A 23,106-nucleotide genomic window follows, 5' to 3' on the forward strand; every position below is an offset into this window, starting at 1 on the left:
CGAGCGGTTCTACAACCCGTTCAGAAAACACTCCAAATTGGACTACCTCAGCCCGGTTCAATTCGAAGAGCGGCAGCGCTTAATGGGCTAGGCAAACCGTCCGGGAAACCGGGGGAAGCCCACTTTGTGAATGTGCCAGCTAACTTGGCCTCATAAACTGCACGAGGCGCGGCGTTTTTTGAAACGTAGCGCGCATTGCGCTGGCGCTTGATAAAGGCACCGAGCAGATTGATCGCAATCACCGACTTGCCAGTGCCCGGACCGCCGTGAACGATCACAACCTGCTTGCGCTCGGCGGCGCGTGCATCAATCTGCAGGATGGTCTCATGGACGACTTTCTGGTCATCGATCAGCACGAATTCAGCCTTGCCCTCCAGCAGACCGGCCACACTATCGATCAACATCTTCGACGGTCGGATACGACCGTTCTCAAGGGCATACAACGCGCCCTTGCGATCGCCATAACGCACATGCTCGCGGATGAAGGCCTGCAGTTTCGCGCGTTCGCGCGCGAGGAACAATGGAGCACGCGCCAGATGATCGCGATAGTGCGGGTGATCGATTTCACCGTCGCGAAGATGGTTATGCAGGTAGGCACATGGCTGCACCGACATGGTTCCGTCCTGCACCGCAGCGTTGAAATCTTCAAGCAGGGCTGCATAGGACCAAGCTTGGTAGGAAGGGTGTGGCCCTTCGACTTGGCCGGAACGCCCTCCTCGATGAGCCCACACGATGCCGTCTTTCTCGCTGCGGCGAGATTCTGACCATTGCTTGAGTTCCACGATGATTACCTTCGAGCGCGCAGCGGCGTCTTCCCCCGTGATCACGAAGTCTATGCGCTTGGATGTCTGTGGGAGCTGATACTCGATAGCGACGCCAACCTCAGCCGGAATTTCTTCATCTTGAAGTACCTTCGCCATCTCGAGCAACGAGTGCTTCCAAGACTTGATCTCCGAGCGACCAACCCCGCGGCCTGTCGAACTGCGAAAGTGGCGCGCAACAACGTCTTCAATGTCATCGCGCAACGCGTGATGAAGAAACTGGGCTTTGTTTGCCTGATAGATGATCACCGCGTTAGCCGCAACTAGAGTTCGTTGTATTTTTTGCTCGTGCCATGGGCACGATCAATCGGGTACTTCAACGCGTTGAGTTGCAATTTGGCCTGTGCCGCTGCAATGGGATCGATTCCCAGCGCAGTCGAAAGTTGAATCAGGTACAAAAGAACATCAGACAGTTCGGCGCCAACGGCGTCAAGCTTTGCAGGTGTCAGCTCACGACTTTGAGCCTCAGTTATCCACTGGAAGTGTTCGAGCAACTCACCCGCCTCCACGACAAGGGCGGACGCGAGATTCTTTGGCGAATGGAACTGCTTCCAATCTCGCTCCATAGCAAATTGGTCGAGTTGTTGGGCGAGTTCAGTTAACGAATCTGGCATACGTCTGCTGGTCATGGTCTGGTAGAGGCGCGTATCGAGTGTGCTCGTGGCGAGGATAAACCCGCTCTGAATGCTATGTAACTGCAAACGCGCGTCCACTTAGGCGTCGCCTAGATCGAGCCCAAACAGCCCCATGTACATCTCGGTGGCCCGCCGAAGAACTGACAGGCTGACTATCAATTACCTTAAATTCTTCACTTGCTCGCCGAGCATTGCACCCATACTGCACTAGCGCGTGTCACCCAGCCGCACTTGCTGTAATCGGACGTAAAAAGCACCCACAAGTAGAGCGTTCCTGACTCGCGTTTGCGATACAGCGCGGTATGGTCAAACCCAGGAACGGCACTCTCTTTTGACACACCCGAAAAATAAAAAGCCTTTCAAATCTATGACTTGAAAGGCTTTTTGGGTTTGGTGGCGCTTCACGGATTCGAACCGCGGACCTGTGGATTATGATTCCATCGCTCTAACCGACTGAGCTAAAGCGCCTAAGCCCTCAATTATAGCGCGACTTTTTTGGCGTTCAACACTTTTCTTGTCGCCCCCTCCAACACGGCCGGCGGTCGTCCCGGGCCTGCACGTAAAATCGCGCCCCCAGCCCCTGGATGTAAACCATGAACCGCTGCCCCACTGTCCCGTTTTCCTTTCTCTTCGCGCCCTTGCTGGCCAGCGCCCTGCTCTGCGGCGCGGTCCTGCCCGCCGCGGCCCAGGTGGTCGCCCCTCTGGGCGGCGTGCGCACCTTTCCCGAAAATGCCCTGCGCGGTACGCTGGCCATCAACAGCACCGTCGATGCGCAGCTGGATGGCAAGGCCATCCGCATGGCCCCCGGCATGCGACTGCTCAGCCCACAGAACACGCTGGTCATGGCCCATACGGTGATTGGGCAGAAGTTCACGGTGAACTATGTCGTCGAGGCCAGCACCGGCATGCTGCTGACCGCCTGGATCCTCAGCAAGGACGAAGCGGCCCAGCCGCGCAAGGGTGCGACGGCGACGGACCGCAATTTCATCTTCGAATCCGAGATTCCCAAGCGATAGACAGGCCCTGACGCCGCCAGCGCTGCGGCCGCTGGGTGCGCCATCCCTTTTCAGCCGCACGACCGGCCCCGCCCGCCATTGGCCGCGGGCAGCGCTACCGACACCAGAGATTCCCCATGAGCAAAAAAGTCTTCATCAAAACCTTCGGCTGCCAGATGAACGAGTACGACTCGGACAAGATGGCCGATGTGCTGCATGCCGCCCAGGGCTACGAGCCCACGCAGAACGTGGACGAGGCGGACCTGATCCTCTTCAATACCTGCTCGGTGCGCGAGAAGGCGCAGGAGAAGGTCTTCAGCGACCTCGGGCGCATCAAGCACCTGAAAGAGCGGGGCGTGAAGATCGGCGTGGGCGGCTGCGTGGCCAGCCAGGAAGGCGCCGAGATCATCAAGCGCGCCCCGTACGTGGACGTGGTGTTCGGCCCGCAGACGCTGCACCGCCTGCCCGAGCTTCTGACCCAGCGCGAGGTGCAGTGCCGCCCGCAGGTGGACATCAGCTTTCCCGAGATCGAGAAATTCGACCACCTGCCTCCCGCGCGCGTGGAAGGCGCCAGCGCCTTCGTCTCCATCATGGAAGGCTGCAGCAAATACTGCAGCTACTGCGTGGTGCCCTACACCCGCGGCGAAGAGGTGAGCCGACCGTTCGACGACGTGCTGGTCGAGGTCGCGGGGCTCGCCGACCAGGGCGTGAAAGAGATCACGCTGCTGGGCCAGAACGTGAACGCCTACCTGGGCAAGATGGGCGACACGGCGGAAATCGCCGACTTCGCGCTGCTGCTGGAATACGTGGCCGACATTCCGGGCATCGAGCGCATCCGCTACACCACCAGCCACCCCAACGAATTCACGCCGCGCCTGATCGAGGCCTATGCGCGCATCCCCAAGCTGGCCAGCCACCTGCACCTGCCGGTCCAGCACGGCGCCGACCGTATCCTCATGGCCATGAAGCGGGGCTATACCGCCATGGAATACAAGAGCACCGTGCGCAAGCTGCGCGCGATCCGGCCGGACCTGTCCATGAGCAGCGACTTCATCGTGGGATTCCCAGGCGAGACGGAAGAGGACTTCCGCAAGATGATGAAGCTCATCGACGACGTGCACTTCGACAACAGCTTCAGCTTCATCTTCAGCCCGCGCCCGGGCACGCCGGCCGCCAGCCTGCACGACGACACGCCGCACGAGGTGAAGCTGCACCGCCTGCAGGAACTGCAGGCCGTGATCAACGGCAACATCAAGTCGATCAGCGAAAGCCGCGTGGGCACGGTGCAGCGCATCCTGATCGAAGGCGCCTCCAAGCGCGACGCCACCGAGCTGATGGGCCGCACCGAATGCAACCGCGTCGTCAACTTCGTCGGCCAGCCCCGCCTGGTCGGGCAGATGGTGGACGTGGCCATCACCGAGGCCAAGGCCTACACCCTGCGCGGCGAGGTCGTGGTGCGCGAGCCGGCGCTGGCGCACTGAGCCGCATGGGCGTGGCATTCGCAATGCGCTTCCTGCGCCGGCAGCAAGGGGTCGCGGCCTTGGGCGGCCTGTCGTTCCAGCAGATGCTGCTGCTGGCTTTCCTGCTGATCGCCGGGCTGCTGGGCGCCAGTTCACTGCGGGCGATCTTCACGCTGGAGCAGCTGATGGGCCAGAGCCGCAACGGCGCGGCCGAGGCGATCCAGCTCAACGCTTCGGCGCAGAGCCTGAACGGGCGCAGCCAGACACTGGAGCGCGCGGCGCGCCAGTCCCTGGTGCTGGCCGACAAGTCGCTGCGGCGGCGGTTCGACGAGGTCTCGCGCGAGGCCCGCGACATCCTGCAGCGGCTGGAGGCCAAGGGCCTGCCGCCGGACCTGGCCAACCAGTGGCGCAAGCACCTGGGCGAGGTCACGTCGCTGCTGGACGGCCCCGCGGCGCTGTCGCTGGAAAACGAGCGGGTGGTGGCAGCGCTGTTCCTCGAACTGGACGCGCTCAACGGCACCATCGCCCAGACCGTGCAGGACATGAACGCGCAGCGCAGCACCGAGCTGCTGGAGAAGATCGAGGCCAGCCGGCGCGAGGTGACGCACCAGGTGGTGGGCGTGATCGTGCTGGCGCTCGCCCTGGCGCTGGCCTTCGGCATCTGGCTGGCCCGGCCGTTCAAGCGCATGGAGCACGCCATCCGCCTGCTGGGCGAAAACGACCTGTCGCAGGCGGTGGACCTGTCCGGCCCGGTGGACATCCGCCGCGTGGGCCAGCAGCTGGAATGGCTCCGCATGCGGCTGCTGGAGCTGGATGCCGACAAGGCTCGCTTCCTGCGGCACGTCTCACATGAACTCAAGACGCCGCTGGCCTCGATGCGCGAAGGCGTGGCGCTGCTGCAGGACGGCGTGACGGGCGAGTTGACCGAAGGCCAGCGCGAGGTGGTGGACATCCTGCACCAGAACACCCTGGTGCTGCAGGGCGAGATCGAGGCGCTGCTGCGCTTCAACGCGGCGGCGTTCGAGGCGCGCCAGTTGCGCCGCGCGGAGACCGACCTGCTCGCGCTCATCGAAAGCCAGGTGGAGGCCCAGCGCCTGCACTGGCAGGCCAAGAAGCTCGACGTGGTGGTGGAAGGCGCGCCGGTGGCGCTGCAGATCGACGCGGAAAAGATCGCCCCGGCGGTCAGCAACCTGCTGTCGAACGCCATCCGGTTTTCGCCGCGCGGCGGAACGATTCGGATCACCTTGTCACGTTTTCCTGACCGGATTCGCATCGATTTCGCGGATGACGGCCCCGGAGTGCATGAGAATGACCGCTCCCGCATCTTCGAACCGTTTTACCGGGGTGTGCGCCAACCCGAGGACGCCGCACGCGGCACGGGCATCGGCCTGTCCATCGTCCAGGAATACGTGAGCGCCCACGGCGGTCACGTCACCCTTGTGGAAGACGGCGAACGCACCCCCTTCCGCATTGAATTGCCCCATGTCTCCTGATTTCCCGTCGCACTCCGTTCCGCGAGCGGTCTTCGGTGCGCGCAGCGCCGGGCCGGCCGGCCTGCTGCTGGCGGTGGCCCTGCTGAGCACGGGCTGCGCCAATCCACCGCCGGCGGCACCACCGCCACCTCCGCCCGTGGAAGTGCCCGCGCCCACCGCCCCGCCGCCGAAGGAAGAGCCCGACGAGCCCCCCGCCCCGGTGTCCGAACCCGCCAGCAAGGACAACAACGGCAGCCAGCGCCCTTCCGTTCCGCGGCAGATGCTGCAGTACGCGGACAAGGTGCGCAGCATGGGCACGGCGGAGCTTGCCGCCGAGATCACGCAGCTGTCCAACGCACAGCAGCAGTCGCCCGAAAAGCCGCTGCAGCTGGCCATCGTGCTCATGCACACGCGCCAGCCGCCCGACACGGCCCGGGCCCTCGGGCTGGTGCAGCGCGTGATGGCCGACACCACGGCGCCCGCGCCGGCCCTGCATCCCCTGGCCCGCCTGCTGGAAGGCCGGCTGCTGCAGCAGCGCCGGCTGGAAGACCAGCTGGACCGGCAGAACCAGCAACTGCGCGATGCTCAGCGGCGGATCGACCAGTTGAACGACCGGCTGGAGGCCATGCGCGCCATCGAGCGCAGCCTGAACGCGCGGCCCGGCGGCGTCAACGACCCCGCCAAGGGCGCGCAACCCCCTCCCGCCGCAGAACCCCAACGCTGACCGCCAACCGATCGCCACCATGAAAGCTTCCTCCGGACACCGCCAACGCATCCTTGTGGTGGACGACGACGCCGACATGTTGCGGCTGCTGTCCCTGCGCCTGCAGGGCGCGGGATACGAGGTCACGGCGGTGACCTCCGCCGAGGCCGCGCTCGCGCAGCTGGACATCGACCGTCCCCAGCTCGTGCTGAGCGACGTCCGGCTGCCGGGGCGCGACGGCCTGGCGCTGTTCGACGAGGTGCGCTCGCGCCACCCCTCGCTGCCGGTCATCCTGCTGACCGCGCACGGCACGATCCCCGACGCAGTGGAGGCCACGGCACGCGGCGTCTTCACCTACCTCACCAAGCCCTACGACGCCAAGGACCTGCTGGACAAGATCGCCCAGGCCCTGGCGTTCAGTACGCCCACGGCGCAGGCCACCCGCGCCGACGACGCCTGGCGCGCCGAGATCATCAGCCGCTCCAACCGCATGGCGGACCTGCTGGCCGAGGCCCACATGGTGGCGCAGTCCGATGCCAGCGTGCTGCTGCTGGGCGACAGCGGAACCGGCAAGGAACTGCTGGCACGCGCCATCCACCGCGCCAGTCCGCGCGCCAACCGGCCCTTCGTGGCGGTCAACTGCGGCGCCATTCCCGAGGCGCTGCTCGAATCCGAACTGTTCGGCCACATGAAGGGCGCGTTCACCGATGCGGTGACCAACCACAAGGGCCTGTTCCAGGCGGCGGATGGCGGCACGCTGCTGCTCGACGAAATCGGGGATATGCCGCCTGCCCTGCAGGTCAAGCTGCTGCGCGTGCTGCAGGAGCGTGCCGTGCGCCCGGTGGGCGCGAGCCAGGCGACGCCGGTGAACGTGCGCATCATCTCGGCCACCCACCGGGATCTGGAGACGGCCATGGCCGCCGCCCAGTTCCGGGAAGACCTCTACTACCGCCTGAACGTGGTCACGCTGACCCTGCCCACGCTGGGCGACCGGCGCGAGGACATCGCGCTGCTGGCCAATCACTTCCTGGACAACCTGGCCCGCAAGTACGACAAGCGCCTGTCCGGCTTCTCGCCGGAGGCCTTGAAGGCGCTGACCACGGCCGCCTGGCCCGGCAACGTGCGACAGCTCTTCAACGTGGTGGAACAGGTCTGCGCCCTGTCCACCACGCCCCTGGTGTCGCTGGGCCTCGTACAGCGCGCCCTGCGCACGCCCTCGGCCCAGGTGCTCAGCTTCGCAGAGGCCCGCCAGCGGTTCGAACGGGAGTATCTGGTGGACCTGCTCAAGATGACGGACGGCAACGTGGCCGACGCCGCCCGCCTGGCACAGCGCAACCGCACCGAGTTCTACCGGCTGCTGCAAAAGCACGCGCTGACCCCCGGCAATTTCAAGGCCGACGCGGGAGCGACGGACGATGTCGCCGATGAGCGACAGGACTAAGTCGTTGATTTAAAAGGAAATGTGGTTTCCGACCCAGGGATGGGTCGCTGAATCCCGACAGATTCTGCCGTTTTGAGGTGGTTTTGCTGCGCCGCACAACCACTTACAGGCCAAAAACGTCGCAAGTCTTTGATTTAAAAAGACTTTTAGAAGCTGGCACAGGGTTTGCCCTATAGACCGGCATGACGCAAGAAATTTCCTCCTCCACCGCCCGCCCAGCGCACCGCGCTGATGCGAACCGGACACCTGCAGCAGCAGTGGCTGCAGGACAGCCACCGGCACAGGCGGCCCGGGGCGAAACCTCTGCGCGTCCGGCCCCGTCCTCGGCCTTCGGCGCGTTTGTCGCCGAAAGCCGGACGGCCGCTTCTTCCCCAACGACAACCCAACTTCGCAGTGAGGGAACCATGGACCCACATCAATCTTCCCGTGCAGGACGTGTCGGCGCTGTTGCGCACGCCCCCGCCGTGGTGGCGCGGCGCGGCGCCACGTACCCCCGGCCGGTGGCCTCTGACCGCAGCACGCTGCGCGAGGAACGCCACCCCAACTCGCTCACCGCACCGCCGGTGCACCGCGGCTCCATGGCGCCCCTGCCATGGCGCGGCTTCTGGAACAGCATCGGCACCGCCTTGCTCATGCGCCTGAACGGCCAGCGCAACCGCCCCGCGGAAGGCTCCGAAATCACCGAAACCTGGCAACAGGCCGCCCAGCAGCGCCGCCTGGTGTTCATGCTGCTGACCGTGGCCAGCAGCGCGCTCGCCACCACGCTGTTCGCAGGCGTGCAGCCCAGCTACGACAGCGCCTGGCTCGAATACGGCCAACTCGCCCTGTTCGCCCTGCTCTCCACCTGGGTCGTCACCGGCTTCCTGACCGGCGTGATGGGCTTCTGGGTCATGCTGCGGGGCGACGCGCACGCGCTGTCCGCCGCCAGCGTGCGCAACAACCCGTTGAACGCCGATGCACGCACGGCGATCATCATGCCGATCTGCAACGAGGACGTCTCCACCGTGTTCGCCGGCCTGCGCGCCACCTGCGAATCCGTGGCCGCCACGGGGCATGCCAAGACTTTTGACGTGTTCGTGCTGTCCGACAGCTACGACCCCCAAATCGCCGCCGCCGAGCGCGCCGCGTGGGAAGACCTGCGCGCCGCCCTGGCCGCCAACGGCAACCAGCCGCAGGTCGAGGTGTACTACCGCCTGCGCACCCGCCGCAGCCACCGCAAGGCCGGCAACGTGGCCGACTTCTGCCGCCGCTGGGGCAAGGACTACCGCTACATGGTCGTGCTCGACGCCGACAGCGTGATGAGCGGCGATTGCATCGTCTCCATGGCCAAGCTGATGGAAGCGCATCCCCGCGCCGGCATCATCCAGACCGCCACCCAGGCCATCGGCCACGTCACCCTGCACGCCCGTGCACAGCAGTTCGCCTCCCGCGTGACGGGCCGCCTGTTCACGCTGGGCATGCAGTTCTGGCAACTGGGCGAGTCCCACTACTGGGGCCACAACGCGATCATCCGCGTGCAGCCCTTCATGGAACACTGCGCGCTGGCCCCGATCAAGGGCACCGGCGGCATGAGCGGCGGCATCATGTCGCACGACTTCGTGGAAGCGGCCCTGATGCGTCGTGCCGGCTACCACGTGTGGCTGGTGTCCGACCTGGTCGGCAGCTACGAGCAACAACCGCCGGACCTGCTGTCCGAGCTGCAGCGTGACCGCCGCTGGTGCCAGGGCAACCTGCAGAACGCCCGCCTGATGGCCGAGCCCGGCATCCACCCCGTGCACCGCGCCATGTTCGTCACCGGCGCCATGGCCTACCTGTCGGCGCCCCTGTGGCTGGCCTTCATCACCTTCGGCACGGCCCTGTGGCTGGCCGGTGCCCGCCTGGTGTCCGACTGGAACATCCTCCCCAGCGAACTGATGGCGCTGTGGGCCTGGACGCTGTGCATGCTGTTCCTGCCCCGTGCCCTGGGTGTGACGGCCATCCTGATGAAGGGTGAGCAAAAGCAGTACGGCGGTACCGCCAGCCTGCTGAAGAGCGCAGGCCTGGAAAGCGTGCTGGCCATCCTGCAGGCCCCGATCCGCATGCTGGCCCATTCGCTGTTCGTGATCATCGCCCTCACCGGCCTGAAGCTGGAATGGAAGTCGCCTCCCCGCGAAGCCAACGCCGTGCCCTGGAGCGATGCGGTGCGCCAACTGGCCCCGATGACCGGCGTGATCGCCCTGCTGGGCCTGGGCGTGGCGCTGATCGATCCGAGCGCGCTGATCTGGCTCATGCCCGTCGGCCTGCCGCTGGCCCTGTCCATCCCGCTGGTGGTGGTTTCCAGCCAGATCGCCCTGGGCCGTGCCGTGCGGGCCCAGCGCCTGCTGCTGATCCCCGAAGAGGCATGGTCGCCGCCTGTCCTGCGCCGCGCATGGATGCATGCCACCCAGCTGAAGAACCGCCCCCTGCGTTCCGCAGCCCCGGTGCTGAAGGCGGCCTGAACGGCAGCAACCTGCCAACGCGCGCCACCCACCGCGGCGCTTCAATGGAAAAAGCCGACCCTCGGGTCGGCTTTTTCTATGGGAAGGTGAATGGTGACCGGGCCGGTGCGAGCGCGTGGCGATCGGCCAAGCTAGGAGATCGGGCTCCATCCACCAAGCGCACGCGCCGACAGATCAAAGTCTTTTCGGGTTCCAGCGCATGATTCACTAGGGCATATCGCTATATTTTTTATAGCAAAACACCACCGCCGGTGCCTACGATCCGACCGGCACGGCGGGCGTCTGGGCTCGGGTCAGAACGGCAGCTTCGGCATCCCGCCGCCGCCCAGGCCCTTCATGCCACCCATGCGCTTCATCATCTTCATGAGGCCGCCGCCCTTCATCTTCTTCATCATGCCCTGCATCTGATCGAACTCGTTCAGCAGGCGGTTCACCTCCTGCACGTGCACACCGGAGCCGGCGGCGATGCGCTTCTTGCGCGTGGCCTTGATCAGTTCGGGCTTGCGGCGCTCCAGGGGCGTCATGCTCTGGATGATGCCTTCCTTGCGGCGGATGTCCTTCTCGGCCTTGTCCATGTCCACCTGGCCGGCCTTGGCGGAGAACTGGGCCGGCAGCTTGTCCATGAGGCTGGACAGGCCGCCCATCTGCTTCATCTGCTGCAACTGCGACAGGAAGTCGTTCAGGTCGAAGCCGTCGCCGCTCTTGACCTTGGCCGCGAGCTTCTGCGCCGCCTCCATATCCACGCCCGCGCTCACCTGCTCGACCAGCGCGACGATGTCGCCCATGCCCAGGATGCGGCCGGCATGGCGCTCGGCATCGAACACTTCCAGGCCGTCGATCTTCTCGGACACCCCGGCGAACTTGATGGGCGCACCGGTCACCTGGCGCACCGACAGCGCCGCGCCGCCGCGCGAGTCGCCGTCCAGCTTGGTCAGCACGATACCGGTGAGCGGCAGCGCCTCCTTGAAGGCGCGGGCGGTGTTGATGGCGTCCTGCCCCTGCATGGCATCGACGACGAACAGCGTCTCGACCGGGTTCAGCGCAGCGTGCAGTTCCTTGATTTCGTTCATCAAGGCTTCGTCGATGGCCAGGCGCCCGGCCGTGTCCACCAGCAGCACGTCGAAGTAATGCCGCTTGGCGTAGTCGATGGCCGCGCGGGCGATGTCCAGGGGCTTTTGGTCGGCCGTGCTCGGGAACCACTCGGCGCCGGCCTGCGCCGTCACCGTCTTGAGCTGCTCGATGGCGGCGGGCCGGTACACGTCGCCCGACACGGTGAGCACCTTCTTCTTGCGCTTTTCGATCAGGTGCTTGGCCAGCTTGGCGGTGGTGGTGGTCTTGCCCGCGCCCTGCAGGCCGGCCATGAGGATCACCGCGGGCGGCTGGGCCGCCAGATTGATGTCGGCGATGCCCTCGCCCATGGTGGCGGCCAGCTCGCGGTTCACGATGGACACCAGCGTCTGCCCCGGCTTGAGGGAGCCCAGCACCTCCTGGCCCAGGGCCTTTTCCTTCACGCGAGCGATGAAGTCGCGCACCACCGGCAGGGCCACGTCGGCCTCCAGCAGCGCCATGCGCACTTCGCGCAGCATGTCCTGGACGTTGGATTCGGTGATGCGGGCCTGGCCGCGCATCTCCTTGACGAGTCGCGTGAGTTTTTCGGTAAGGGCGGAGGCCATAGGAGTGTTCCGGAAGTGCCCCTGTGCCTGGGCGGCTGGTGCCGCAGGCAGGTCCGCCGGGGGCGGGCGAAGGGCTAAACTGTGAGTCCATGATTTTACCCAGTGCGTCTCCCGTCAGCTGGCTGCTGGCCTTGTCCGCGGCGATGGCTTACGCCGCCCCCGCCGTGGCCGCCGCGCGGTTCGGCGGCAAAACGGGCCGCACCGCGCTCTGGGTCGCCTGGGGCCTGCACGCGGCGGTGCTGGCCTACAGCCTGCTCGGAGGCACGCCGCACTTCGGTTTCGCGCCCGCCCTCTCCATGACGGCATGGCTGGTCCTCACCGTGTATGCCGTCGAACGCCAGATGTTTCCCGAACTCCAGGCCCGCTGGCTGCTGGGCGCCCTGGGCTCCGTGGCGGTGGTGCTCGCGCTGCTGTTTCCAGGCCAGCCCCTGCACGTGAACGCATCCGCCTGGCTGCCGCTGCACCTGGCGCTGGGCATCGCGTCCTACGGGTTGTTCGCCGCCGCCGTGGTCCACGCCTGGCTCATGACCCGCGCGGAGCGCAAGATCCGCCAGGCCGCGGACCCGCACAGCGGCATTCCCCTGCTCACCCTGGAGCGCCTCACGTTCCGCTTCGTGATGGCCGGCTTCGTGCTCCTCACCGCCACGCTGGTGGCCGGCTGGCTGTTCGGCGAAACGCTGTACGGCCGGGCCTGGAAGTGGGAGCACAAGACGGTGTTCTCGGTCCTGTCGTGGATCACGTTCGCGGTGCTGCTGATCGGGCGCGCGCGTTTCGGCTGGCGCGGGCGCAGCGCCGTGCGCGTGCTGTATGCCGGCGCCGGCCTGCTGCTGCTGGCCTACGTGGGCTCGCGCTTCGTGCTCGAAGTGGTCCTGGGACGCGCCGCATGAAGTACCTCGTCCTGCTGGCGGTGCTGGTCATCGCGTTCGGGGTGTGGCGCAACCAGCGGCGCCGGGAGATGCCACCGCCTGCCGCGGCGCGCCCCGCCTTGCCGCAGGCCATGGTGTCCTGCGCCCGGTGCGGCGTGCACATCCCCCGCTCCGAGGCGCTGACCGACGGCGGCGCGAGCTACTGCACTCCCGAGCACCAGCGCCAAGGGCCGGCGTGAAAGGCCTCCGCCCGTGCCGGCCCTGAAACGCGCCAGCGCCCTGCTGTCCGCCGACGCCCCCTTCGCCCGGCTGTGGGGCAGCTTCCTGTCGGGCCGCATCATGGTGGCCGCCGCCCTGCTGCTGCTGCAGGGCTTGGGCGTGGCGCTGAACCAGTCCTACGAACCCCTGCTCCTGGGCATCTGCGCCGGCTACTTGGTGGCCACCGTGCTGCTGCTGGTGCTGGCCGGCAATGCGCCGCCCGGGCCCCATTCGTGGCTGCAGTGGATGTGCTCGATCGGCGTGGACCTGGCCTTGATCAGCACGCTGCAGATCCTGCACGTTGGCTCCATGAACTTCACGCCCCTGTTCGGGCTGCCCATCCTGATGGCCGGCGTGCTGGGCACGCTGACCCTGGCCCTGGGCACGACCGCGGCGGTCACGCTGCTGCTGCTGGCATGGGCCTGGTGGCTGGGCAGCAGCGGCGGCTCCGACGCCACGCAGCGCTATTTCCAGACGGCCCTCACCGGCACGGGCTACTTCATCGTCGCCTACCTGGTGCACCAGCTCGCCTCGCGCCTGAACCGGGAGCAGCAGCTGGCGCAGGCCAGCCAGATGGCGGCCAAGGTGCAGGAACAGGTGAGCGCCCTGGTCATCCACAACCTGTCGGACGGCGTGCTGGTGCTGGACCAGCGCGACACCGTGCGCATCGCCAACCCCGCGGCGCTGCGGCTGCTGGGCACCAACGCCCGCCACGCCCTGCCGTTCTCCATGGCCCATTCCTCGCCCTGGAAGCCGCTGCTGGCCATGGCGCGCCAGACCTTCCAGAAAGGCCAGCCGCAAAGCGCCGACGTGGACGTGCTGCACCCGGGGCAAAGCCCGCTGGCGCTGCACGTTCGGGCCTGGCTCACGTCGTCGCAGGAGATCGCGCGCGAGACCGGGGGCGAGCACCTGTGCGTGATGTTCCTGCACGACCTGCGCGAGATGGAGGCGCGCCTGCGCACCGAAAAGCTCGCCTCGATGGGCCGCATGTCGGCCGCCGTGGCCCATGAGATCCGCAACCCGCTCGCGGCCATCATGCAGGCCAATGCCCTGCTGGAAGAAGAACTGCACGAGCCCGGCCAGAAGCGCCTGGCCCACATGGTGCAGCAGAACGCCGAGCGGCTGGCCCGCATCGCGGAGGAGGTGCTGGACATCGCCCGGGTGCAGCACCAGATCAGCCACGCCCCCGCCTCCACCGTCGTGCTGTGCGATGCGGTCGCGCAGGTCTGGGGCGACTGGCAGGCGCAGGACCCGGGAAAGCGCCGGGCCCAGCTCGCGCTGGAGGCGGGCCGCGCACCCGTGGAGTTCGATGCCGAACACCTGCGCCGCGTACTCGTCAACCTGCTCGACAACGCGCTGCGCTACATGGGCGGCGAGCCCGACTCGCTCTACGTGGCCACCTATGTCAGCGCGGCCGGCTCCGTGGCGCTGCAGGTGTGGAGCGACGGCGCGCCGCTGGACAAGACCGTGGAGCGCCACCTGTTCGAGCCCTTCTTTTCCTCGGAAAGCCGCTCCAGCGGGCTGGGCCTCTATATCTGCCGCGAGCTGTGCCAGCGGCACGGCGCGTCGATCGGCTACCAGCGCCTCACCCGCAACCTGCCGCGCGGTGCGGTCGGCGGCAACGCGTTCACGGTCGTGTTCCGCAAGAACGCCCGGCCGCAGGACCCGAACACCACGCTGTTTGACACAATCGTCGTCTGACCCCGCACGCACCTGTCCATGAACGCCAACGCCGCCACGATCCTCGTCGTCGATGACGAACCCGACCTGCGCACCCTGTACGAGCTGACGCTGCTGCGTGAGGGCTACCGGGTCGAGACGGCAGGCAACCTGCAGGAGGCCCGCCAGCAGCTGCAGGCCCGCAAGTTCGACGCCGTGATCACCGACATGCGCCTGCCGGACGGCTTCGGCATGGAACTGCTGCACGAGTTGCGCGACCAGCAGCGGCGCGAGCGCTGCGTGGTCATGACGGCCTATGGCTCGGCCGAGAACGCGGTGGAGGCCCTGCGCTCGGGCGCCTTCGACTACCTCACCAAGCCGGTGGACCTCAAGCAGTTCCGCTCGGTCGTCGCATCGGCGGTCCAGGGCACGGGCGGCGTGCCGCCGCCCCGCTCGGCCCGCCCCGGCACCGCACCGCGCGCCCCGCAAGAGGCCGTGGCCGGCGGCACCACGCTGTCGCTGGAGCGGCTGGTGGGTGAGTCCGAGGCCATGCGCAACGTCAAGCAGCGCATCGCCAAGGTGGCGCGCAGCATGGCGCCCGTGCTCATCCGCGGCGAATCCGGCACCGGCAAGGAGTTGGTGGCGCGCGCGCTGCATGCCAGCAGCCAGCGCGCGGACGGACCGCTGGTCGCCGTCAACTGCGGCGCCATTCCGGAAAACCTGCTCGAAGCCGAGTTCTTCGGTGCGCGCAAGGGCTCCTACACCGGCGCCACGCAGGACCGCGACGGCTACTTCCAGGCGGCGCGCGGCGGCACGCTGTTCCTGGACGAGATCGGCGACCTGCCGCTGGCGATGCAGTCCAAGCTGCTGCGTGCCATCCAGGAACGCAGCGTGCGGGCGCTGGGCTCCACGGGAGAAGAGACCGTGGACGTGCGCATCGTCAGCGCCACCCACCGCGACCTGTCGGCCGATGTGCAGTCCGGCCGGTTCCGCCAGGATCTGTATTACCGCCTCAACGTGATCGAAGTGGTCATCCCGCCGCTGCGGGAACGCCGCGAAGACCTGCCCGCCCTGTGCGCCACGCTGCTGGCACGCATCGCGCAGGAATCGGGCGCGCCGGTACCGCCCCTCACGCAGAACGCGCTCGACCGCATCGCCATGCACCCGCTGACCGGCAACGTGCGCGAGCTGGAAAACCTGCTGCACCGCGCCGTCGCCCTGAGCGATGGAGAAGAGCTGCACGTGGAGCCCCCGCACGCCTCGGCCACCGATGCCGCGCGCGCCGATGCGGGCGCATCGTCCGTCCCCGGGGGTGAGCCGCCCGGCAGCGGCACACCGCGCAGCGCCAACCCTGCCGCTTCCGTGCCCTTGCCGAGCGACCTGCAGGCCTGGCTGGACCAGCAAGAGCGCGAGATTCTGGTGCGGGCCCTGCGGGATACCGGCTTCAATCGCACCGCCACCGCGGCGCGGCTGGGCATCAGCCTGCGGCAGATCCGCTACCGCATCGCCCGCCTGGACATCGCCGCGCCCAACGACAGCGACGCGAATGACGACAGCGAATGAGGCACCGCACCCCGGCCCGGTGCCCTGCCCGGAGGCGGGGGACAGACCGGTGTGGGACGGCGGCTGGTACCGGGGCGCCACGCGCGAGCCCTCGCCCAACTTCGGCCCGCGCCCGGCCCAGGCGGTCATCGATCTCATCGTCGTGCATTCGATCAGCCTGCCCCCCGGCGAATACGGCGGCGGGCAGGTGCACCGGCTTTTCACCAACACCCTCGACTGGGATGCGCACCCCTACTACGCCGGCATCCGCGGGCTGCAGGTGTCGGCCCACTTTTTCATCGAGCGCGACGGCCGGCTCTGGCAGTTCGTGGACTGCGATCTGCGGGCCTGGCATGCCGGGCCGTCGAGCTATCGGGGCCGCGCCAACTGCAACGACGACTCGATCGGCATCGAACTGGAGGGGCTGGAGGGCCAGACCTTCAAGCCCGCCCAATACGCCACCCTGGCGCGGCTTTGCGCCGACCTGCCGCTTCGCTACCCCATCGCCCACGTGGCAGGCCACGAAGACGTGGCCCCTGGCAGAAAGCAGGATCCGGGGCCGGGCTTCGACTGGCAGCGGCTTCGAGCGGACCTGCCGTGGCCACCCGCCGTGTTTCCACGGAAGTCAACCCGACCACCGCCATAATTGAGGGTTTTCCCCAACCCTCTGCACGCGGGACGCCAAACCGCGACACTCTGGGCCCGCTGCCCTCCCGCCATGGAAGACAGCGCCCACGCGGCTCCTGAAGTCAAAACGCCCGGCGTCCTGCGCCAGACCACGTTTTCCCGTCCCCCAACCGCATCCACACGGCCTTTGCGCCATGCCTCGGTCACGGCTTCCAGGCCGCGGAAACAGCATGTTTCCAGAATCCGGAGCAGAGGGCGCTGTACACTACCGGTAGTGTCTTGCTACCATTGCACACCCTAGATATAGCGTGTGGGCCAGCACCCAACCCCACCCCGTTCTCCGCTTTGGCGCCGCCTTACGGCCCGCCAGATCCGCCTTTTCCGACAGCTCCCAAAGGACCGTTCATGCAAGCTGCGCTAAACCCTTCATCCACCACCAATGCAACGGGGCAGGCCCCCACTGCCGCAGACGAATCGCCGGCGGCGCAGCCCGGCAGCGACCTGCTGACGCACTACCAGATCATTCGCCGCAACGGCGCGGTGGTGCCGTTCGAACCGCAGAAGATCGCAGTGGCCCTGATGAAGGCGTTTCTCGCCGTGCACGGCACCCAGGGTGCCGCATCGGCCAGCGTGCGCGAAGTCGTGGACACGCTGACCCAGAACGTGGTGCGAGCCCTCATGCGCTCGCGCCCGGGCGGCGGCACGTTCCACATCGAGGACGTCCAGGACCAGGTCGAGCTGGGCCTGATGCGCGGCGGCCACCACGAGGTCGCGCGCGCCTATGTGCTGTACCGTGAGCGCCGCTCGCAGGAGCGCGCCCACCAGCAGGAGCAGCGCACCCCCGCCGTGCCCACCCTGCACGTGATCGACCATGGCCAGCGCGTGCCCCTCGATGAAGCGCGCATGCTGAGCCTCATCCAGGCCGCCTGCTCCAACCTGGGCGCCGACATCCAGGCCGCGCCCATCGTGGCCGAAACCATGCGCAACCTGTACGACGGCGTGCCCATGGACGAGGTGTACAAGGCCTCCATCCTGGCCGCCCGCACCCTGATCGAGAAAGACCCCGACTACACCTACGCCACCGCCCGCCTGCTGCTGCACACCATCGTGCGCGAGGTGCTGGGCCGCGACGTGGCGCCCGGCGAAATGGGCGCCGCCTACGCGAACTACTTCCCCGTGTTCATCCAGAAGGGCGTGGACAACGACTTGCTGGACCCCCGCCTGCTCGAGTACGACCTGCAAAAGCTCGGCGCCGCACTGAAGTTCGAGCGCGACCAGCAGTTCGACTACCTGGGCCTGCAGACGCTGTACGACCGCTACTTCCTGCACGTGCGCAAGAGCCGCATCGAACTGCCCCAGGCGTTCTTCATGCGCGTGGCCATGGGCCTGGCGCTCAAGGAAGACAACCGCGAAGCGCGCGCCATCGAGTTCTACGAGGTGCTCTCATCGTTCGACTTAATGTCCAGCACCCCCACGCTGTTCAACAGCGGCACGCTGCGCTCGCAGCTGTCGTCGTGCTACCTGACCACCGTGCCCGACGACCTGGACGGCATCTACGAGTCGATCAAGGAAAACGCACTGCTGTCCAAGTTCGCCGGCGGCCTGGGCAACGACTGGACCCGCGTGCGCGCACTGGGCTCGCACATCAAGGGCACCAACGGCGAATCGCAAGGCGTGGTGCCGTTCCTCAAGGTGGTGAACGACACCGCCGTGGCCGTGAACCAGGGCGGCAAGCGCAAGGGCGCCGTCTGCACGTACCTCGAAACCTGGCATCTGGACATCGAGGAGTTCCTGGAACTGCGCAAGAACACCGGCGACGACCGCCGCCGCACGCACGACATGAACACGGCCAACTGGATTCCCGACCTGTTCATGCGCCGCGTGATGGAGAAGGGCACCTGGACCCTGTTCTCGCCCTCCAACGTGCCAGACCTGCACGACCTGTTCGGCGCCGACTTCGAAAAGGCCTACGTGGCCTATGAAGAAAAGGCCGCGCGCGGCGAGATCAAGCCCTCGCGCACGCTGCAGGCGACCGACCTGTGGCGCAAGATCCTCACCATGCTGTTCGAGACCGGCCACCCCTGGATCACGTTCAAGGATGCCTGCAACGTGCGCTCGCCCCAGCAGCACGCAGGCGTGGTGCACTCGTCCAACCTGTGCACCGAGATCACGCTGAACACCAGCGACACCGAGACCGCGGTCTGCAACCTCGGCTCGGTCAACCTGCTGCGCCATCTGAAGGACGGCCCGAACGGCCGCGAGCTCGACCACGTCAAGCTGCGCAAGACCATCTCCACGGCCATGCGCATGCTCGACAACGTGATCGACATCAACTACTACGCCGTCGAAAAGGCCCGCGCCTCCAACATGCGCCACCGCCCCGTGGGCCTGGGCATCATGGCCTTCCAGGACAGCCTGTACGAACTGCGCATTCCCTACGCATCGCAGGCCGCGGTCGAGTTCGCCGATCGATCCATGGAAGCCATCTGCTACTACGCCTACTGGGCTTCGACCGAGCTGGCCAAGGAACGCGGCCACTACGAAAGCTACAAGGGCTCGCTGTGGGACCGCGGCATCCTGCCGTTCGACACGCTCGAGCTGCTGGAGAAGGCCCGCGGCGGCTTCGTGGAAGTGGACCGCTCGTCCTCGCTGGACTGGGATGCGCTGCGCAAGAAGATCGCGCAGGACGGCATGCGCAACTCCAACTGCGTGGCCATCGCGCCCACCGCCACCATCTCCAACATCGTCGGTGTCGATGCGTCCATCGAGCCCTCATTCGGCAACCTCTCGGTCAAGTCGAACCTGTCGGGCGAGTTCACCGTCATCAACGGCTACCTGGTGCGCGACCTCAAGCGCCTGGGCCTGTGGGACGACGTGATGGTCATGGACCTCAAGCACTTCAAGGGTTCGCTGCACTCCATCGACCGCGTGCCGCAGGACGTCAAGGCGCTGTACTCCACGGCCTTCGAGGTCGAGCCGTCGTGGCTCGTCGAGGCCGCATCGCGCCGCCAGAAATGGATCGACCAGGCGCAGAGCCTGAACATCTACATGGCGGGCGCATCGGGCAAGAAGCTCGACGACACCTACAAGCTCGCCTGGGTGCGCGGCCTCAAGACCACGTATTACCTGCGCACGCAAAGCGCCACGCACGTCGAGATGAGCACCGTGAACACGCGCCAGCTCAACGCCGTGTCGTCGGGCACCGACGGCGGCGGCGCACAGGCCGCATCCAAGCCCAGCGCGCTCGAAGCCGCTGCGGCCGCAGCACAGGCACAGGCCGCGGCATTGCCCGCGACCGACGTGAAGTTCTGCGCGATCGACGACCCGACCTGCGAAGCCTGCCAGTGATGCGCACGCCATGCGCGGCACCCTGATCGATCAGGGTGCCGCGCATGTGCAGTGAAGCAACAAAAACATGGCTGCATCACGCTCCAGCGCTTTTAATTTTGCAGCGCTGCTTTCATAATCCGACCATTGGAAAACCTATGCTGACCTGGGACGAAGAAGTCAAGCCCTCATCGCAGAAACTCTTGGACGGCGGTCTGCAAAACAACCGCCCGGCGGAGTCGCCGTCCGCGCTTTCGCAAGCCGCTGCGGCACCCGCCGAAAGCCTGCCCACCGGCAGCACGCCCACCCCCTCTGCCCCGCCCGTCGACACCGTGCACCGCCGCGTGAATGCCGCCGACAAGCGCATCATCAACGGCCAGACCGACGTCAATCAGCTGGTGCCCTTCAAGTACAAGTGGGCCTGGGAAAAATACCTCGCCACCTGCGCCAACCACTGGATGCCGCAAGAGGTGAACATGACGCGCGACATCGCGTTGTGGAAAGACCCGAACGGCCTGACCGAAGACGAGCGCCGCATCATCAAGCGCAACCTCGGCTTCTTCGTGACCGCCGATTCGCTGGCCGCCAACAACATCGTGCTGGGCACGTACCGCCACATCACCGCGCCCGAATGCCGCCAGTTCCTGCTGCGCCAGGCCTTCGAGGAAGCGATCCACACGCACGCCTACCAGTACATCGTCGAATCGCTCGGCCTCGACGAGAGCGAGATCTTCAACGCGTACAACGAAGTCGCCTCCATCCGCAACAAGGACGAGTTCCTGATCCCCTTCATTGAGGCGATCATGGACCCCAACTTCAAGACCGGCACGCCCGAGACCGACCAGACGCTGCTCAAGTCGCTGATCGTGTTCGCCTGCCTGATGGAAGGCCTGTTCTTCTACGTCGGCTTCACGCAGATCCTCGCGCTCGGCCGCCAGAACAAGATGACCGGTGCCGCCGAGCAGTACCAGTACATCCTGCGCGACGAATCGATGCACTGCAACTTCGGCATCGACCTGATCAACCAGCTCAAGCTGGAGAACCCGCACCTGTGGACCGCGGAGTTCAAGGAAGAGATCAACGGCCTGTTCATGAAGGCCGTCGAGCTCGAGTACCAATACGCCGAAGACACCATGCCACGCGGCGTGCTGGGCATGAACGCCTCCATGTTCAAGGGCTACCTGCGCTACATCGCCAACCGCCGCGCCACGCAGATCGGCCTGGAGGCGCTGTTCCCCAACGAAGAAAACCCCTTCCCCTGGATGAGCGAGATGATCGACCTCAAGAAGGAGCGCAACTTCTTCGAGACCCGCGTCATCGAGTACCAGTCCGGCGGTGCACTGTCCTGGGATTGACCTCCCGACACATTCCAGGCCATGCATTTTCATTCCACGTCCCTCACCGGCAGCGCTGCAAAGCCCTGCCGTGCGGGGCGTTCCCGTGTTCATGGCGATGGGACTCGTCCCATCGCCATGGATCGCTCCATGTCCAATGCAGGCGTGGAGTGCTCTTTGCAAATTGACCCAAGGAGAAAATGATGGCAACTGCGAAAAAGACCGCCGCCAAGAAGGCAGCACCCGCGAAGAAAGCCGCCGCCCCCGCCAAGAAGGCTGTGGTAGCGAAGAAGGCCGCCGCTCCGGCGAAGAAGGCAGCGCCCGCCAAGAAGGCCGCCGCTCCCGCCAAGAAGGTGACGGCTGCGAAGAAGGCAGCAGCACCGGCCAAGAAGGCCGCCGCTCCAGCGAAGAAGGCAGCGCCCGCCAAGAAGGCCGCGGCCCCAGCCAAGAAGGTGACGGCTGCGAAGAAGGCAGCAGCGCCGGCCAAGAAGGCCGCTGCTCCGGCCAAGAAAGCCGCAGCGCCAGCGAAGAAGGCAACGGCCGTGAAGAAGTCGGCTGCACCGGCCAAGAAGGCGGCTGCACCGGCGGCCAAGAAGGCCAGCGCCAAGCCAGCGACCGCGACCAAGAAGGCAGTGACGTCGGCGAAGAAGACCTCGGCCGCACCTGCTGCCAAGAAGCCTGCCGCAGCACCGGCCGCCAAGAAGGCCGCCGCGCCCAAGAAAGCCGCCAAGGCCCCTGCGCCCGCGCCTGCAGCCCAGACCACGCTGAACCCCCAGGCCGCCTGGCCCTTCCCCACGGGTGGCAAGCCGTAACGCCCACGTCCACGGGAAGTCCCGCCAACCCGGTGCCCTGCACCGGGTTTTTTTATGCCTGCTGCACACGCATCGTGCGGCGGCAGGCCTGTGTCCCTCGGCTTACTCGGGGTGGAAGTCAAGCACGTAGTTCTGCGGCCCGCGCTGCGCGATCTTGAGCGCGCCCATGCGGTTGCCCAGCGCGGCGCAGCGCACCAGGGGCCAGTCCCGCTCCAGCCCGAAGAGCAGCGCGCCCCGCCAGGCATCACCGCAGCCGGTGGGGTCCACCACCTCGGCCGGCGCCGCGACCGGCACGTTGGTGCGCTCGCCGTTCTCCCACACATCGCAGCCCTCGGCGCCCAACGTGACGACGAGACCCCGCACCTTGCGGGAGATGTCCTGCAGGCTCCAGCCCGTGCGCTCGCACAGCATGCGGCCTTCGTAGTCGTTCACGGTGATCCACGTGGCCTGATCGATGAACTGCGCCAGTTCCTGGCCATTGAACATGGGCAGGCCCTGGCCCGGATCGAACACGAACGGAATGCCCGCCTCGACCAGTTGCGCGGCGTGCTGCAGCATGGCGTCGCGGCCATCGGGCGCGATGATGGCCAGGCGCACGTCGGGCTCGGCCACGATGCGCGAGCGGTGGGCCTGCATCATGGCACCGGGGTGGAAGGCCGTGATCTGGTTGTTGTCGCGGTCGGTCATGATCATCGCCTGGGCCGTGTAGAGGTCATCCACCTGCCCCACGTGGCGCGTTTCGATGGCCAGGCTGCGCAGGCGCTCCTGATAGCCTGCGCCGTCGCTGCCCAGCATGGCCATGGGCACCGGATCGCCGCCCAGCAGCTTCAGGCTGTAGGCGATGTTGCCGGCGCAGCCGCCGAAGTCCCGGCGCAGGGAAGGCACGAGGAACGAGACGTTCAGGATGTGCAACTGGTCCGGCAGTATCTGCTCGGCGAAGCGGCCCTCGAAAGTCATGATGGTGTCGAACGCCAGGGAACCGCAAATCAAGGCAGCCATAACAA

At 66.6% G+C, this 23,106-nt stretch carries 18 protein-coding genes, 1 tRNA gene and 1 pseudogene; 15 read left to right on the forward strand and 5 right to left on the reverse strand.

Features of this window, described 5'->3' with window-relative positions:
• On the forward strand, positions 1-91 hold a 91-nt coding region (locus tag AVMA1855_RS26710), incomplete at its 5' end, for an IS3 family transposase (protein WP_349817121.1).
• Positions 92-140: 49 nt separating this feature from the next.
• Here AVMA1855_RS26710 and AVMA1855_RS11560 read toward each other — a convergent pair.
• The 3 genes and pseudogenes from AVMA1855_RS11560 to AVMA1855_RS11570 all read right to left on the reverse strand — a co-directional run.
• A pseudogene (locus AVMA1855_RS11560) lies at positions 141-920 on the reverse strand (DNA/RNA helicase domain-containing protein); the annotation flags it as partial.
• A 164-nt stretch (positions 921-1,084) separates the two neighbouring features.
• Positions 1,085-1,534 (reverse strand): nucleotide pyrophosphohydrolase, encoded by a 450-nt coding sequence (locus AVMA1855_RS11565; protein ID WP_349817104.1) that lies wholly within the window; start codon positions 1,532-1,534, stop codon positions 1,085-1,087.
• 313 nt (positions 1,535-1,847) lie between these two features.
• A tRNA-Met gene (locus tag AVMA1855_RS11570) sits at positions 1,848-1,924 on the reverse strand.
• 125 nt (positions 1,925-2,049) lie between these two features.
• Between AVMA1855_RS11570 and AVMA1855_RS11575 the strand changes: the two genes are divergently transcribed.
• From AVMA1855_RS11575 to mdoH, 6 genes are all read left to right on the forward strand, one after another.
• Positions 2,050-2,472, forward strand: coding sequence for a hypothetical protein (locus tag AVMA1855_RS11575; protein ID WP_284425819.1), 423 nt, complete (start codon positions 2,050-2,052; stop codon positions 2,470-2,472).
• 116 nt (positions 2,473-2,588) lie between these two features.
• Positions 2,589-3,932, forward strand: a complete 1,344-nt coding sequence (miaB, locus tag AVMA1855_RS11580) for a tRNA (N6-isopentenyl adenosine(37)-C2)-methylthiotransferase MiaB (RefSeq protein WP_284425820.1) — start codon at positions 2,589-2,591, stop codon at positions 3,930-3,932.
• 11 nt (positions 3,933-3,943) lie between these two features.
• Positions 3,944-5,404 carry a sensor histidine kinase gene (locus AVMA1855_RS11585; RefSeq protein ID WP_272569595.1) on the forward strand — a complete coding sequence of 487 codons (1,461 nt, stop codon included), beginning with the start codon at positions 3,944-3,946 and terminating at the stop codon, positions 5,402-5,404.
• Positions 5,394-6,107, forward strand: coding sequence for a hypothetical protein (locus tag AVMA1855_RS11590; protein ID WP_284405307.1), 714 nt, complete (start codon positions 5,394-5,396; stop codon positions 6,105-6,107). Before AVMA1855_RS11585 ends, AVMA1855_RS11590 begins: the two co-directional genes overlap by 11 nt.
• A gap of 19 nt (positions 6,108-6,126) precedes the next feature.
• A complete protein-coding gene (locus AVMA1855_RS11595) occupies positions 6,127-7,527 on the forward strand; it encodes a sigma 54-interacting transcriptional regulator (protein WP_284425821.1) in 1,401 nt (466 codons plus the stop codon).
• A gap of 404 nt (positions 7,528-7,931) precedes the next feature.
• Positions 7,932-10,004: a glucans biosynthesis glucosyltransferase MdoH gene (gene mdoH / locus AVMA1855_RS11600; RefSeq protein WP_284425822.1), complete on the forward strand. Its 2,073-nt coding sequence runs from the start codon at positions 7,932-7,934 to the stop codon at positions 10,002-10,004.
• A gap of 293 nt (positions 10,005-10,297) precedes the next feature.
• On the opposite strand, the gene ffh is transcribed toward mdoH, so the two are convergent.
• Positions 10,298-11,677: a signal recognition particle protein gene (gene ffh, locus AVMA1855_RS11605; protein ID WP_272567296.1), complete on the reverse strand. Its 1,380-nt coding sequence runs from the start codon at positions 11,675-11,677 to the stop codon at positions 10,298-10,300.
• An 89-nt stretch (positions 11,678-11,766) separates the two neighbouring features.
• Here ffh and AVMA1855_RS11610 point away from each other — a divergent pair, with 89 nt between their 5' ends.
• The 8 genes from AVMA1855_RS11610 to AVMA1855_RS11645 all read left to right on the forward strand — a co-directional run bounded on the left by AVMA1855_RS11610 (position 11,767) and on the right by AVMA1855_RS11645 (position 22,102).
• On the forward strand, positions 11,767-12,564 hold the full coding sequence (locus tag AVMA1855_RS11610; RefSeq protein ID WP_284425823.1) for a cytochrome C assembly family protein: 798 nt from the start codon (positions 11,767-11,769) through the stop codon (positions 12,562-12,564).
• Complete coding sequence (locus AVMA1855_RS11615) at positions 12,561-12,782, forward strand: PP0621 family protein (protein WP_284425824.1); 222 nt, start codon at positions 12,561-12,563, stop codon at positions 12,780-12,782. The genes AVMA1855_RS11610 and AVMA1855_RS11615 overlap by 4 nt, the downstream gene beginning before the upstream one ends.
• A gap of 13 nt (positions 12,783-12,795) precedes the next feature.
• The gene (locus AVMA1855_RS11620) at positions 12,796-14,502 is read left to right on the forward strand and encodes a sensor histidine kinase (RefSeq protein WP_284393110.1); all 1,707 of its coding nucleotides are present in this window, start codon (positions 12,796-12,798) and stop codon (positions 14,500-14,502) included.
• Between the two features lie 18 nt (positions 14,503-14,520).
• A complete protein-coding gene (locus AVMA1855_RS11625; protein WP_284425825.1) occupies positions 14,521-16,023 on the forward strand; it encodes a sigma-54-dependent transcriptional regulator in 1,503 nt (500 codons plus the stop codon).
• Positions 16,007-16,648 (forward strand): 1,6-anhydro-N-acetylmuramyl-L-alanine amidase AmpD, encoded by a 642-nt coding sequence (ampD, locus tag AVMA1855_RS11630; protein ID WP_284425826.1) that lies wholly within the window; start codon positions 16,007-16,009, stop codon positions 16,646-16,648. Before AVMA1855_RS11625 ends, ampD begins: the two co-directional genes overlap by 17 nt.
• Before the next feature lie 386 nt (positions 16,649-17,034).
• The gene (locus AVMA1855_RS11635; protein ID WP_284425827.1) at positions 17,035-19,977 is read left to right on the forward strand and encodes a ribonucleoside-diphosphate reductase subunit alpha; all 2,943 of its coding nucleotides are present in this window, start codon (positions 17,035-17,037) and stop codon (positions 19,975-19,977) included.
• A 137-nt stretch (positions 19,978-20,114) separates the two neighbouring features.
• Entirely contained in the window at positions 20,115-21,311 is a 1,197-nt protein-coding gene (locus tag AVMA1855_RS11640) for a ribonucleotide-diphosphate reductase subunit beta (RefSeq protein ID WP_284408009.1), read from the forward strand.
• A gap of 182 nt (positions 21,312-21,493) precedes the next feature.
• Positions 21,494-22,102 (forward strand): histone, encoded by a 609-nt coding sequence (locus AVMA1855_RS11645; protein ID WP_284393101.1) that lies wholly within the window; start codon positions 21,494-21,496, stop codon positions 22,100-22,102.
• 102 nt (positions 22,103-22,204) lie between these two features.
• On the opposite strand, the gene AVMA1855_RS11650 is transcribed toward AVMA1855_RS11645, so the two are convergent.
• Entirely contained in the window at positions 22,205-23,101 is an 897-nt protein-coding gene (locus AVMA1855_RS11650) for a carbohydrate kinase family protein (RefSeq protein WP_284425828.1), read from the reverse strand.
• Positions 23,102-23,106: the final 5 nt, after the last annotated feature.

Source organism: Acidovorax sp. SUPP1855 (assembly GCF_030158955.1).
Lineage (GTDB): Bacteria > Pseudomonadota > Gammaproteobacteria > Burkholderiales > Burkholderiaceae_C > Paracidovorax.

Excerpts from the sequence above, each read along its gene's own strand:
- ampD (WP_284425826.1), top strand. The coding sequence starts at position 16,007 with ATGACGACAGCGAATGAGGCACCGCACCCCGGCCCGGTGCCCTGCCCG.
- AVMA1855_RS11610 (WP_284425823.1), top strand. The coding sequence starts at position 11,767 with ATGATTTTACCCAGTGCGTCTCCCGTCAGCTGGCTGCTGGCCTTGTCC.
- AVMA1855_RS11650 (WP_284425828.1), bottom strand. The coding sequence starts at position 23,101 with ATGGCTGCCTTGATTTGCGGTTCCCTGGCGTTCGACACCATCATGACT.
- mdoH (WP_284425822.1), top strand. The coding sequence starts at position 7,932 with ATGGACCCACATCAATCTTCCCGTGCAGGACGTGTCGGCGCTGTTGCG.
- AVMA1855_RS11635 (WP_284425827.1), top strand. The coding sequence starts at position 17,035 with ATGCAAGCTGCGCTAAACCCTTCATCCACCACCAATGCAACGGGGCAG.
- AVMA1855_RS11645 (WP_284393101.1), top strand. The coding sequence starts at position 21,494 with ATGGCAACTGCGAAAAAGACCGCCGCCAAGAAGGCAGCACCCGCGAAG.
- AVMA1855_RS11640 (WP_284408009.1), top strand. The coding sequence starts at position 20,115 with ATGCTGACCTGGGACGAAGAAGTCAAGCCCTCATCGCAGAAACTCTTG.
- miaB (WP_284425820.1), top strand. The coding sequence starts at position 2,589 with ATGAGCAAAAAAGTCTTCATCAAAACCTTCGGCTGCCAGATGAACGAG.
- AVMA1855_RS11590 (WP_284405307.1), top strand. The coding sequence starts at position 5,394 with ATGTCTCCTGATTTCCCGTCGCACTCCGTTCCGCGAGCGGTCTTCGGT.
- AVMA1855_RS11595 (WP_284425821.1), top strand. The coding sequence starts at position 6,127 with ATGAAAGCTTCCTCCGGACACCGCCAACGCATCCTTGTGGTGGACGAC.
- AVMA1855_RS11575 (WP_284425819.1), top strand. The coding sequence starts at position 2,050 with ATGAACCGCTGCCCCACTGTCCCGTTTTCCTTTCTCTTCGCGCCCTTG.
- AVMA1855_RS11625 (WP_284425825.1), top strand. The coding sequence starts at position 14,521 with ATGAACGCCAACGCCGCCACGATCCTCGTCGTCGATGACGAACCCGAC.
- ffh (WP_272567296.1), bottom strand. The coding sequence starts at position 11,677 with ATGGCCTCCGCCCTTACCGAAAAACTCACGCGACTCGTCAAGGAGATG.
- AVMA1855_RS11615 (WP_284425824.1), top strand. The coding sequence starts at position 12,561 with ATGAAGTACCTCGTCCTGCTGGCGGTGCTGGTCATCGCGTTCGGGGTG.